The 13,865-nt window shown below is 34.1% G+C and carries 11 protein-coding genes; 5 read left to right on the top strand and 6 right to left on the bottom strand.

From position 1 onward, the window contains the following. Positions 1-6 precede the first annotated feature (6 nt). Entirely contained in the window at positions 7-285 is a 279-nt protein-coding gene (locus tag ACFQ39_RS02900; protein WP_377176265.1) for a F0F1 ATP synthase subunit epsilon, read from the top strand. 105 nt (positions 286-390) lie between these two features. Here ACFQ39_RS02900 and rseP read toward each other — a convergent pair whose 3' ends face one another. Together rseP and ACFQ39_RS02890 are read right to left on the bottom strand one after the other, a co-directional pair. Further along, positions 391-1,719, bottom strand: coding sequence for an RIP metalloprotease RseP (rseP, locus tag ACFQ39_RS02895; RefSeq protein ID WP_377176263.1), 1,329 nt, complete (start codon positions 1,717-1,719; stop codon positions 391-393). A gap of 103 nt (positions 1,720-1,822) precedes the next feature. Beyond that, positions 1,823-3,715, bottom strand: coding sequence for a M1 family aminopeptidase (locus tag ACFQ39_RS02890; protein WP_377176261.1), 1,893 nt, complete (start codon positions 3,713-3,715; stop codon positions 1,823-1,825). Positions 3,716-3,794: 79 nt separating this feature from the next. On the opposite strand from ACFQ39_RS02890, the gene ACFQ39_RS02885 reads away from it, so the two are divergent. From ACFQ39_RS02885 to feoB, 3 genes are all read left to right on the top strand, one after another. Then, positions 3,795-4,475 carry an SCO family protein gene (locus ACFQ39_RS02885; protein WP_377176259.1) on the top strand — a complete coding sequence of 227 codons (681 nt, stop codon included), beginning with the start codon at positions 3,795-3,797 and terminating at the stop codon, positions 4,473-4,475. 93 nt (positions 4,476-4,568) lie between these two features. Then, a complete protein-coding gene (locus tag ACFQ39_RS02880; RefSeq protein ID WP_377176257.1) occupies positions 4,569-4,796 on the top strand; it encodes a FeoA family protein in 228 nt (75 codons plus the stop codon). Positions 4,797-4,801: 5 nt separating this feature from the next. Further along, entirely contained in the window at positions 4,802-6,910 is a 2,109-nt protein-coding gene (feoB, locus tag ACFQ39_RS02875) for a ferrous iron transport protein B (RefSeq protein ID WP_377176255.1), read from the top strand. A gap of 153 nt (positions 6,911-7,063) precedes the next feature. Here feoB and ACFQ39_RS02870 read toward each other — a convergent pair whose 3' ends face one another. The 4 genes from ACFQ39_RS02870 to rsgA all read right to left on the bottom strand — a co-directional run bounded on the left by ACFQ39_RS02870 (position 7,064) and on the right by rsgA (position 12,616). After that, positions 7,064-9,091, bottom strand: coding sequence for a DUF3857 domain-containing protein (locus ACFQ39_RS02870; protein WP_377176253.1), 2,028 nt, complete (start codon positions 9,089-9,091; stop codon positions 7,064-7,066). Further along, positions 9,088-10,995, bottom strand: a complete 1,908-nt coding sequence (locus ACFQ39_RS02865) for a DUF3857 domain-containing protein (RefSeq protein WP_377176251.1) — start codon at positions 10,993-10,995, stop codon at positions 9,088-9,090. Before ACFQ39_RS02865 ends, ACFQ39_RS02870 begins: the two co-directional genes overlap by 4 nt. Positions 10,996-11,012: 17 nt before the next feature. Continuing rightward, on the bottom strand, positions 11,013-11,465 hold the full coding sequence (gene dtd / locus ACFQ39_RS02860; RefSeq protein ID WP_377176249.1) for a D-aminoacyl-tRNA deacylase: 453 nt from the start codon (positions 11,463-11,465) through the stop codon (positions 11,013-11,015). A gap of 206 nt (positions 11,466-11,671) precedes the next feature. Continuing rightward, positions 11,672-12,616, bottom strand: a complete 945-nt coding sequence (gene rsgA / locus ACFQ39_RS02855; protein WP_377176247.1) for a ribosome small subunit-dependent GTPase A — start codon at positions 12,614-12,616, stop codon at positions 11,672-11,674. Between the two features lie 180 nt (positions 12,617-12,796). On the opposite strand from rsgA, the gene ACFQ39_RS02850 reads away from it, so the two are divergent. Then, on the top strand, positions 12,797-13,840 hold the full coding sequence (locus tag ACFQ39_RS02850; protein ID WP_377176245.1) for an SRPBCC family protein: 1,044 nt from the start codon (positions 12,797-12,799) through the stop codon (positions 13,838-13,840). Positions 13,841-13,865 lie beyond the last annotated feature (25 nt).

Raw genomic sequence — 13,865 nt, 5'->3', positions numbered from 1 at the left:
AACTGTATGTTTTTAGAAATTGTAACGCCTGAGGCAAGTATATTTAAAGGTGAAGTTGAATCTGTAACAGTTCCCGGTGTTATGGGTGAGTTTCAGATGTTAAACAACCACGCACCAATCGTATCTTTGTTGCAGGAAGGAAATGTGAAGATAAAAGGCAATACAGCCATTGCAGAGGCTTATCAAAATAAGTTTAGTAAAGGTGATAATGGTGCGATGGTGTTGCCAATTCAAAGTGGTACTGTCGAATTAAATGATAACAAAATTATTATTCTTGTAGATTAAGTAATTACTTCTTTATAATAAAAAAAACTCCATCAATTTGATGGAGTTTTTTTATTTAGATAACTCGAATTAGAATCTATTAAAGATAAAAAGAAATCGATCCCATCAGAACTTTCCTGTTAACCATTTATAAATATCATTCCCGTTGGCGAATAGTAGAAGTCCCATTAAAATAACGAAACCTGTAATTTGAGCATATTCTAAAAATTTATCACTTGGTTTATGCCCCGTTATCATTTCATATAAAGTAAAAACTACATGGCCGCCGTCTAAAGCCGGGATAGGTAATAAGTTCATGAATGCCAACATGATGGATAAAAACGCGGTGATTTCCCAAAATTTTTGCCAATCCCAGGTTGTTGGAAAAATACTTCCAATGGTTATAAACCCACCTAAACTAGTTGCTCCTTTTTTTGTAAATACATACTTGAACTGAGAAATGTAATCTTTTAAAGTCCAATATGCTTTATCAAATCCAAGAGGAACACTTTCAAAAAAGCCATAATCCTGATGTCCAGGTGTCACAGAGGTTGTAAAATCATAATTGACCCCAATGATTTTATCTTCATTTGGCAGAACGTTCACTTCGTATATGCCGCTGTCTCTTTTTAACGATAGCTTTAGTGGCTCAGTGCCTACATGGCTTCCAACAAGTTTTGTAAACTCTGGCCATGATACTATTTCTTGATCATTTACCGCCATGATTTCATCACCGGCTTCAACACCGGCTAATTCTGCCGGACTATCGGGAGCCACTTCATTAATAATAGGATCAAAGATTATTTTAAACGGTTCCATATCACCAGAAGTCCATATCCTAAGACCTATGTCTTCCGGAATTTGAATTGACTCTATGTCTCCATTAGGGTGTTCAACTTCAATATCATTGATCTCTCTCAACAATAAATGATGATTGATATTGCTTACATCCATTGGTACTTCCCCATTTACTTTTAAGATTTTATCTCCATCCTGAAACCCAAATGTTTTGAATTCTTCAGTGACTGCAAATCCATTTTTTACACCGTCTGGAGCAATAAAATCATTTCCCCATACATTTAAAATCATTGTATAGATAAAAATACCAAGGAGAAAATTTACGGTTACACCACCTAGCATGATAATCAGTCTTTGCCAAGCCGGTTTAGAACGAAACTCCCATGGTTGTGGTGGTTTTAGCATTTGCTCTTTATCCATACTTTCGTCAATCATTCCGGCTATCTTCACATAACCACCCAAAGGAATCCAGCCTATACCATAAACGGTTTCGCCAATTTTCTTTTTGAAGAGAGAGAATTTATAATCGAAGAAGAGATAAAATTTTTCTACGCGTGTTTTGAAAATTTTTGCAGGGATAAAATGACCCAATTCATGTAATACGATCAATAACGATAAACTTAACAGAAATTGAGCAATTTTTATGTATGTATCCATTTATAAACTTAAATAGTTGAAAATCGCACAAATGTAAGGTTTTTCAATTGAAAATGGGAGTTCGCTTTTTAGAAAAGTGTGTTAAAACAAACCCATTGATTCCTCAGGATTTGATAATGGTTTTATGAAAATTACCCCGTGAAGTTTGAACCCAAAGTAAATGGACTCCAGGTTGGAGCTTTTCTATATTAATTTTAGTAAAATTATTTTGTTCTTTCATGATTTCCTTTCCAAGCATGTTATAGATAGCAATTTTATAAATTTCTGCGGAACTTTCATTTTTTATAAAAAGTGTGCTCTGAACAGGATTTGGATAAATAGAAATTTGATTTTTAAGAACCTCTCCATGAATACCAAGTATAGAAGAATTATTTTTCGAGATGATATTATTTTCAGGATCAATATCAATTTCACTAATTAAAAAGGGAACATCGAGATCAAAGGTCTGTCCGTTTTCTGATATTTCTAATCGTAGAATTTCTGATTCTCCATTTGTACCCTTAATTCGAACAGGTAAGGGCATTTCGAAAAACGATACTGAAGGATGTGATTGCGATTGATTTACTGTAATGCTCAATCTGTTTTTATCATCTTGAAACCAACTGATCTTATATTCCGGATATCCTTCCCCGTAAAACCAATCTGCGAAAAATTCTGTCAAATCCTGATTGCTTTTTTCTTCAACATGAGCGATTAGATCTCCTGTTTTTGCATAGCCATAGGAAAGTTTTGGATCGTTTAAATAGGATCTTATTGCATCAAAAAACGTTTCATCCCCTAATTTGTATCTCAACATATGTAAAACCATCGCTCCTTTTCTATATGATAATCGACTGTTAAAAATCTGATTAACAGAGCTAGTATCTTTCACAAAAACAGATCCTCCAGAAACACTGGTAATATTGTTGATTAAACTTCTTCTCCAACTAGCGGCGGCCGCAGGACCGTCTAAATTTTCTATGGTAATTCCTTCCATATAAGAAGCAAAACCTTCATTTAGCCAAATGTCTTGCCAAGATCCACAGGTTACTTTATTGCCAAACCATTGGTGTGCTAATTCATGAGCAATGATCGATCTACCCCAGCTTCCCATAAACGACATGGTAGTGTGCTCCATGGCGCCACTCCAACCAAATTCTGCATGACCGTACTTTTCTTTTGAAAAAGGATAGGGTTCGATCAACTCGGAAAATAATTTCATCAAACTTGGTGTCACCGCAGTTGCATTTCTTCGAGAAACTTCATTTTCAGGATAGACGTAATTTAAAATTTCATAAGGTTCGTTTTCAACAAGATCTACGTAGGCTACATAATTTGTAACTGCGATCGCAATTAAATAGGCTGGTATAGGATATTTGTGTTTCCAGTGGGTTAGGGTAGAGTTACCCTCAATTTTTTCGGAAATCAACAATCCGTTAGAGGCCGCTTTGTACTTACTGGGATGCTCTATAAAAATATCGATTGAATCAATTTTATCGTTGAGATCTTGTTTACAGGGCCACCAACCTTTTGCACCGTAAGGTTCAGATAAAGTCCAAAGTATTGGCGTTCCGTTATGTTGGGTTATTTCAAACGATCCAAAACCAGAACTTACAGGATTGCCAGAATAGATTATAGTTACTGAATCTTTTTGATTTAGTTCTAAAGTTTTGGGAAGTTCAATAACCAATTCGTCTAAAGAATTTTGAATAAATGACAGATTAACCCCTCTTTGCCTTACTTCTGACACGATTAAATTATCGGCCAAATCGAAAGTAATCTGATCGAGATTTTCTTTGGCACTAAAACAGGTTGTAATTCTACCTGCAATTTCAGCTTTTGCAGGATCTACTTTCCAATTAAGTTTGTGGTAATAAATGTCGTAATCGCTTGTATTTGGATTTGCTTTAAAAGCTATCTTATTAGAAGCCGATAGTTTTTCTTTTTGGGATAGAAGATCCGTAGAGTCCGAAACAGATGTTTCCTGAGCCGATATTATTTCCGAAAATAAGATCAAAAAACATAAAAGCTTTTTAGGAATAAGTAAGTAATTTTGTTCTCGCAACTTACAGCAATTTTTCACAAATATAACAAGAATGGAATTAATTAAATTTTTCAAAAAATCGAAGTCAACTTTAATCTTTTTATTCTTTTTTGCCCTTTTCTTTATTCCTGTATTATATTTCTTGTCGAAACCAAAAACAGTTTTACCTGTTTACAATCCTGCGGATGTAAATCCAAGACTAGTTGATGATCAGCTAAAACATATTACAAAAAATCACAAGATTGGTGATTTTACTTTGGTTAATCAAAATGGTAATACAATCACGCAAGAAAATTTTAAAGACAAAATTTATGTCGCAGATTTCTTCTTTACGCGCTGTCAGACGATTTGCCCTGTAATGGCGGTCAATATGTCTGAATTACAGAACTATTTTATTGATGATGATGAGATAAAGTTTTTATCTCATTCTGTAACACCAGTAATGGATAGTGTACCCATGTTAAAAGATTATGCAGAAAAGAAAGGTGCCATTGATGGTAAGTGGGATTTGACCACCGGGGATAAAAAACACATCTATAACCTTGCTAGAAAATCATATTTTGCTGTTTTAGACGAAGGTGATGGAGGTGATCAAGACTTTATTCATACCGAGCAATTTATTTTAGTCGACAAGAAAAAGCAAATAAGAGGCTTTTATGATGGAACCGATAAAGCTGAAATGGAGCGAATTATAAATGATATCGCTATTCTTAAGAAAGAAGAAAGTGAATAGTCTTTTTTTTAACTTTTTCAGACTGATAAAAGTCAGTTTAAAAAAGATAATTTTCCGTACTTTCGCAGTATATTTTTAATCAGTCTAAATAAATTGGAATTTAGTATTGCAAATCTTATTGTTGGAGAAAAGGCCTTAATTCAAGAAATGAATTTCGACGCAATTCCTTTGCCTTTACTCGAAATGGGATGTTTACCTGGAATTGATGTTGAGTTGATTCAGGTGGCACCGCTCAAAGATCCACTTTATATCAGAGTAAACGGGAGTCATTTAGCGATTCGAAAAGAAACTGCACAGAAAATATTGGTTACCAAAATGTAATTTTTATGGGAGATGTAAAAACCATAAAAGTTGCCCTCGTGGGTAATCCAAACACTGGTAAAACTTCCCTATTTAACCAATTAACCGGCTTAAAACAAAAAGTTGGGAACTATCCCGGAATTACAGTTGAAAAAAAAACCGGTAAACTCAAACTCAACGAAGAACTTCAAGCAACCATTATTGATTTACCAGGAACTTACAGTTTGAATCCTAACTCTATAGATGAGCATATTGTTTTAGAAACCTTGTTACATACTGCAGACTCTTTAGATGAAGTTGATCTTGTGGTGGTTATTGCAGATATTGAAAATATAAAAAGAAATTTGCTGCTTTTTTCTCAAATTAAAGATTTGGAAATACCCGCGATTTTGGTAGTGAATATGGCTGATGTGATGAAACATAAAGGAATTTTCCTCGATGTGCCAAAGTTGGAAGAACTCCTGCAATCCAAAGTTGTTTTGATTAGTGCCAGAAAAGGTGAAGGTATAGAACTATTAAAAGAAGCAATTACAAATTACGATCAAGCCGAAAAATTTCCCTTTGCGGATATGGCAGATCGAATTGACCAAGGTTTTTTTGATAAGTTAAGAGAGGCGTTTCCCGAAAAACCTGTTTATCACGCTTGGTTAAAAGTGACACAAACGGGTGCATTGCGTTTAAATGAGGAAGAACAAGCTAAAATAGACTCTTTTAAAACCTCTAAAGAATTACTCAAAAAGCATCAACATAAAGAAACAGTTTTAAGGTATCAGAAAATAAATCATATTCTCAAAGAAACCTACCATCAAGATATTTCACTTGCCAAAGATTTGAGAAGTAGATTAGATAGAATTCTTACACATCGCTTTTTTGGCTATGTCATTTTTGCATTGATTCTCTTTTTAGTTTTTCAGTCTGTGTTTGATTGGGCAAGCTACCCCATGGATCTAATTGATTCATTTTTTGCCAATCTTAGTTCCTGGATAAATAATCATTTGCCTGAAGGAATTTTTACGAGTTTATTAGCTGACGGCATCATACCCGGAATCGGTGGAATAGTCATTTTTATTCCACAGATAGCCATCTTGTTTTTATTTGTTGCCATTTTGGAAGAAACAGGATATATGAGTCGTGTCGTTTTTTTGATGGATAAAATTATGCGAAAATTTGGAATGAGTGGTAAAAGTGTGGTACCCCTTATTTCTGGTACAGCGTGTGCTATTCCAGCCATCATGTCGGCAAGAAATATCAATGGATGGAAGGAGCGATTAATCACGATTTTGGTAACACCTTTTACCACATGTTCCGCCAGATTACCAGTATATGCTATTATCATAGCTCTGGTAGTTCCACCAAAAAGAGTTTTTGGATTTTTTGGCTTACAGGGTTTAACACTTTTCGCCTTGTATCTCCTCGGTTTTGCCTCGGCCATTATCACCGGATATTTTTTACACAGAGTTTTAAAAGTAAAAGGAGAAAGTTTGTTTTTAATTGAAATGCCCAACTATAAACTTCCTTCCCTGAAAAATGTTTTTTATACAGTTTATGAAAAAAGTAAAGCTTTTGTTTTTGGAGCCGGTAAGATTATTTTGGCTATATCGATCATTTTATGGTTTTTGGCTTCCAACGGACCAGCTAACTTTAAAAATGCAGAGGAAAACCTCCAAAAAGAATCGTCTATAACTCCAACAGATGACAATTATGAAAATGAGTTAGCTGCCTACAAACTTGAAAATAGTTATATAGGTGTGATGGGAAAAGCTATTGAACCTGCCATTGCTCCATTAGGTTATGATTGGAAAATTGGTATTGCACTTATCTCTTCATTTGCGGCGCGAGAAGTATTTGTAGGAACGTTGGCCACTATCTATAGTGTTGGCGATCAAGACGAAGAAGCGAGTACCATCAAACAAAAAATGGCGAATGAGATCAATCCTGAGACAGGTGAAAAGAGATTTAATCTTGCCGTTGGCATGTCTTTATTGGTTTTCTATGCATTTGCATTGCAATGCATGAGTACCCTAGCTATTGTTAAAAAAGAAACAAATAGTTGGAAATGGCCATTACTACAATTAATAGGTATGGGGCTTATTGCCTATATCACAGCATGGATCACTTTTAATTTGTTGAACTAATGTGGCAGACTATTTTGGCATATGGTTTATTAATTCTCGCTGCAGGATTTTTAATAAAAAAATTCTTCTTTAAAAAAGAAAAAAATAAAGGTAGTTGCGATAAGAATTGCAATTGTTAAAATGCCATCCTTTAGGATGGCATTTTTGATTTAATTAGGGGATAGCAGGTGAAATGACAATTTTTTCTTGTTGTTTAGCAATTGCCATGTCGTATTGTTTCTTTAATTCTGGATAAACAATGGATGGAATGACTGCCTTATTTATTTTAGCCTGATAAATAACTTCAATTTTATTTTGATTAATTTCAGTTTTTATGATAAATGAACCGAGATTTGAGGACAATCCAATGGCCATTTCTTCAGGTACAGATTCAACTGTGTATCCTTGAGGTATTTTAATTGAAATTCGATAATCTTCTATCCAAGGAGTAGCAAAATCTACAGGAAAATTTCTTTCATCAAGTTTAAATGGACTTTCACTTTCAGTAAGAAACAAAAGGGGAGAAAAATAAATTTTATCATTGATCAAATCAACTTGGTTAACAGCACTAAATTTTACTAATTCTTGGATATTTTTATAGTTGTTATCTAAGTTATTTATTCTTAATTGTTCAATTTCAAAGTTTGTAAACTCAGATTCTATTTTGGTTTTCTGTTCTTCTTCTGTTAGCGTTTCATATTTTTCGCGAAATATCATTGCATTAACGGAAGACAAATTTGCGATCATTGTGCCATCAATACTACCATCAGTATTAATATTACAAGAAAGTTTTATATTTTTCTCACTATGTTCTGATGGATATAATGGTATTTGAACAGAACTACCATCCTCTTTTACCACCCTTCCAAACCAATTGAGGTCTCTAACGGGTAATAAATTGGGCACCGCATGTTTATCTGTAGCATCCATTAAAATATAGTTTCCTGCTATTTCTACTCCGGCAATAACATAATTAAAACCTTCATGTGTTGGATTCATAGGAATCCCATGGCTTCTTGTACTCAGCAAAACAGGGTGGGCGCTTATATTTGCTTCTTGTAACATGGCTACTAAGGTCAGGTTTATATCCGCAACATTGCCCGTGCCTTCCTGGTAGGCAGATCTTATTCCTCCTACCGAAGTATAATAGCCAAAATTCTCATTCCAACTAAACTTTTGTTTTAAAAATTCAAAAACGCCTATTATTAGTTCGTTCTGATTGTTTGTAGCGGCTTGGATTTTTTCGAGATCGTCTTTAAAATAATTCGATCTTTTGAGTTGGCCCCCAAAACGATCACTGTCATAAATTGTTTTAACAACATCTTCCCAACTAGAATTATAAAACTTTGGGACACCATTTGTAGGTCTGTAGGCCAAGATCTCAAAATCTAACAAAGCGCGATAATTATCTAAAGAACTTATGTAAGGCTCTTCCACTAAAGCGGGAATATTTTCTTGATTTACCGTATAGGTTTTTTCTTGTATTTGTGCACTTCCATAATTAACTTTTGACGAAGTTACTCCTCCTCCATAACCATAACTTGTTCTTGTTTTTTCAGAGTAGTTAACAGTTTGACTATCGCTTCCTACTTGAAAGGAAATAGGATAATATGCACTAGGTGTTACTTTAAATTCTAAAAATTCGGGTACCTTAACTCTAACTTCAAGCTTTTTGATAGGAATTTTGTACTGACAAATTACATCATCAATATGGGTATAAAATGGTGAGTCAATGGTATATTCCCACTCTACAACACTCCCGTCTTTTAAGTTTGGTAATGTAAAATTTCTACTTTCCCATTTTTCTGAAATTTCTTCTGAAAAGATACCATCTTTTTCTAGTTTGGTTTTTTCTACTTTCCCATTTTCTAAGTTATAGGTAAAAGCTTTGATAGAAATAGACTCATTTTCTCCATTATCAAAATATAACCTTACTTTTTTTGTGGCTGAATCGAAACCATTCTTGTTATATATTTTGATTCTTTCATGTACTTTGGTATGTAATATCCAACCCATATTATCATTATAAGTAAAATAGCTTTCTCTGTTTTTATAAAGAACAACAGCATTGGCAGATGTGTCTTGGGGATAAAATTTCTCCTCAAGTTCTTCCTTACTTATTTTTCCAAATTTTATGTCTTGGGCTATTAGATTAAAAGAAATTATGAGGGTGAAGGCAATGAATAAAAAGGAGTTTCTCATGAATTATTTGATTTTATGATGACAATTTTAGAGTTATCGATTTGTAGGATATGTTTTCTAAATTCTAGGTATTCCTCATATTTTTTGGCTTCATATTTTCCTTCTTTCATGGTTAAAGACCGGGTATATTTAACCTCGTGTTCATTTATCTTTTCAATGGAAAGAGAATAGGTGCCGAATAGAGTAGATATCGTTTTTGTTTCGGGCAAAGCTTCAATTCTAAAGGTTTCTGGTATTTGAACCACAACTTCATCAATGTCCTGATAGCCCATTTTTAAAATGAATGGAAACTTTCGATCTTCTTCTTTTCTAGGAATTGAAGTCATTAAATTAAACGCATTTAATCTTATGAGCATTCTATTTCCTGCATTCATGCCGTATTTTTTTGCGTCAAATGAGAGATTTTCTAAAAAGGATCCGTTCGAATAATCCATCGATGGATGAACTTTATTGAGTTTAATATTGTTGATTTCTGAAAAGTATTTTTTATAGTACCGTTCCTTGTCCAATGGTTCGAGGTCTGCCGTGAAGTAATGATCATCGAGTTGAGCTCCTTTTGTTTCAATTTTTAGTTGGGCTGAAAGGTTTCCTTGTTCATCAATGTTATAATTTCCCGTGGTGTACTGGAGGTTTTCATGGGCTTTGTATGATTTAGTCCGGATTATTTTCCCTCCCTCTTCAGTCATTACCAGGGCGTTCCTGTCATCTGTAAAATTCCCTAAATGTCCAAACGGAACTTTTTGATTGGTGCATTCTAGCCACACAGTGTCTTTTGCAAAAGGAACCATCAAGATCGCATGATTACCTTGCATTACCGGAATTTCTGAATCAAAATCTTTTTTTTCGTCGGCCCAAATTACAGTGTAATAAGAGTTTATGCCAACTGTTTGAAGGAGCGAGGATGTGTAATTAGTGAGCGCCTTGCAATCTCCATATCCTAATGCATTTACATCCATAGCAGGCATAGGTTTCCAACCTCCAATGCCAATTTGGATACTGATATACCGTGTTTTATCTTGCATATATTTATAGATTCTTTTGGCTTTTTCTACCGGATCATCAACATTTTTAACTAAATCTTGAACTGTGGCAACCGTCGCAGGATTTAGTACATTTTGACCAACTAATAAATTCTCTCTGTACCATTTACCAAACTCCAACCAATTATTAGCTTCACCATCTACTCCTGCCAAACTAAACTTGTTTGGGGCTAGCTTCACCATGGGAGCAATGTCTTCTAACTTTGGACCCAAACTTTCAGGAACAATAGCTTTTAGGTTTTCAAATTCATATCTAATTAATTGATTATCAACTGTTTTTTTAAATTTATATCCCTCTGTATTTATCTCTTTTAGCTGAATAGCTATATCAGCAGGGTAAGTAATCTGATATTTACACTTTTCTACACTTGTCCTAAAACTTCCAACCGCGATGAATGCAGGTATAAATGCTGTATTTTCTGTTTGAATCTCATAAGATCTTTCTATTGTAAAAGGGTATTGTGTAGGCGTATAGGTGTAGTTTAGGATTTTATTGTCGTTATAAAGCGAAAAACCATCTGCAGCAGCATATTCTTTAAAATCACTTTTTTTAATTTTTTTGATCTGATTTCCTTCTTTATCAAAAATTAATATTTCTGTTTTTTTAATTATACTTTGATTGTCAAATCCCAAGGAAAGCGAATTGTAATCATCCATCGATTTGTTAAAGACAGTAATGGCAAATTTTACCCGAGTAACCATTTTGTCTTGGGCTAAAAATTCCACCTCCAAATCATCATATCGCACAACTGCAGAAGCACCTTTTTTAAGGTCTTCAGGGATGAGAGAAATGTCATAAATGTTTTGTGAAAAAGTTAAAATGGGAAGGAGAAAGAAAAGTAGTCGGATGCGCTTTGATTGCATATAATAGAATTTGAAATTTATTCTTTGTTTTTGGTGTCAATTATTATGGTTACTGGCCCGTCATTTACCAGAGAAACTTTCATGTCGGCACCAAAAATGCCCGTTTTTATTTCTCGACCTAGGTCACTTTCAAATTGAGCAACAAATTTTTTATAGAGAGGAATAGCTATATCAGGACCTGCTGCTTGTATATAGGAAGGGCGATTACCCTTTTTAGTACTCGCCAATAAAGTAAATTGGCTAACAACAAGAGCGTTGCCATTCACATCAATGAGCGATTTATTCATCACGTCATTTTCGTCATTAAAAATCCTTAATTGACTAATTTTTTTGGAAAGCCATGCGATATCATTCTCGTCATCTTCATTAGAAATTCCTAATAAAACGAGTAAACCCTGATCGATCCGGCTGAAAATTTCTCCGTCTATTGAAACTGAGGCTTGAAGTACCCTTTGAATAACTGCTTTCATCCTAAAAGAGCTTAGGATTAAATTCGCAACCCTGAAGCTGAGTAAAAATTAAAAATTCATAGAATTATGAACGCAGGGGGAAAAATAATATTGGCTAATTAATGACATTATTTTTAATAATAAAACTAAAAAATTAACTTTTTTAACAAAATATATTTAAATAAATGATTTTTAGAGAGTTATTGGAATGTTGTTAAGAATGCTATCTATTCGAAAAAATCTGTCCTGTAATGCTCTTCTTCTCCTGCAAGTATTTGCAGGTAACTGCGGTACCGAGAATTTGCAATTTCACCCTCTTCTAGAGCCTTTTTAACGGCGCATTTGGGTTCATTTACGTGAATACAGTTACTGAATTTACACAACGATTTTAAGGCAAATATTTCGGGGAAAAAATCACCTACTTCTTCGTCAGAAAAATCTACTACACCAAAACCTTTGATGCCTGGTGTGTCTATGATATAACTTTCAGGGTCTGTGGGAAGGATAAACATTTCCGCGAAAGTAGTTGTGTGCTGCCCCTGTTTGTGCTGATTTGAGATTTCAGCTGTTTTTAAATCCAAATCGGGTGAAATTTTATTGATAAGTGAAGACTTCCCAACACCTGAATGTCCGGTAAACATAGATACTTTTCCTATCATTTCTTGTTTCACTAAATCTATATTCAACTCTGTTTTTACCGAAATTTCTATACATTTATAACCGATTTTCTCATAAAGTTCAATGAGTTTATCTTTCTTTTGAATCAGCTCTTCTGAAGTATACAAATCGATTTTATTGAACAAAAGTATGGCCGGAATATCATAGGCTTCTGCCGTTGCTAAAAAGCGATCGATGAAGGCAGGGAATGTGGGTGGCTCATCAAGTGTAACTAATAAAAAAGCGACATCTATATTAGCTGCGATGATATGTGTTTGTTTAGATAGATTGACAGATTTTCGAATGATATAGTTCTTGCGATCATGAATTTGAGTGATCACTCCGTTTTCCTCATTTTCTTCCATTTCTATGGTAACATGATCTCCCACGGTTACCGGGTTGGTGCTTTTTATCCCTTTTATCCTGAATTTACCCTTAATTCTACAAGCTATTTCGCGATTTCCAGCAAGAACAGTATACCAACTTCCTGTAGATTTTATAACAACACCTTCCATCAATTTTTTACTAAAATTTCAAAGTGCAAATTACATTTTTATTATGGAATTACTAAATAGTCCAAAGACGCTAACCTATTTTTCGTTACTCAAATTTATTGGACAATCATGAATATTTAAACAAAACTCAGAAAATTCTACAATTTTGCTATATTTGATATACTATCTAATATAAACTTTATGAAAATACTAAAATACATTCTTTTACTTATTTTAATTCTAATAGTAATTGGAGCCATTTATTTGGCCACTTTAGATGGAAAATATGAAGTCACTCGATCAAGAGTGATTAATGCAGAGTCGGAGTTGGTTTTTAATGAATTAAATGATTACAAGAATTGGGAAGCTTGGGGTCCTTGGTATGAACAAGATTCAACTATTCAAGAAACGTACCCTGCAAATACAGTAGGTGAGGGGGCAAGTTACTCCTGGACTGGTAAAGATGGCAAAGGGATGATGAAAACGATTAGTGTAGATAAACCCAACAGAATAGATCAGGAAATTGTTTTCGAAACTCCTTTTGGTGATATGCTTTCAGAAAATGATTGGATACTTGAAAAAGTGGATGGCGGAACAAAATTAACCTGGACTATGAAAGGTGAATTAGGTTTTTTCTCCAGATTTATGGCAGGAAGTATGGAAGAAAATATGGGTCCAATGGAAGAGAGGGGTTTAGAATTATTAGACAATACAATTCAAAAGAAAGTGAAAGAATTTAGTATTACGCACAATGGTTTAGTAGATTATAGCGGTGGCTTTTTCTTGTTTACTACTACTTCGAGCTCGATTGAAGAAATTGGCGCTAAATATCCACTTATGATGCTTAAAGTAAATAATTTTGTAAATACTAATAATGTAAGAACTACAGGTAGTCCGTTTACTATTTATCACAAATTTGATGAAGAAGGTGGCACTGCCATGTATTCGGTTTGTTATCCTATTTCTGAAAAAATGATTACACCCATTGGAAGTGACATTGTTTCTGGTTTTATGGAAAGAGGCATGTATTTTAAAACCACTTTAAAGGGTGGCTATGAGAATTCTGAAAATGCTTGGACAGAAGCTTATGACGAAGCAGCAAAATTACCTGATTACGATATAGATGATAAAGGTGAACCGTTTGAAATATATGTAAATTCACCTATCAATACACCTAATCCGGCAGATTTAATTACAGAAATATATATACCGGTCAAGGAAAACGCTATATCTTTGACAGAATAGAATTAGAAGATCCAAATCATAAATT

This window comes from Namhaeicola litoreus, from assembly GCF_042679565.1.
Classification (GTDB): domain Bacteria; phylum Bacteroidota; class Bacteroidia; order Flavobacteriales; family Flavobacteriaceae; genus Namhaeicola; species Namhaeicola litoreus.
This window is presented reverse-complemented; position numbering and strand designations above follow the sequence as displayed.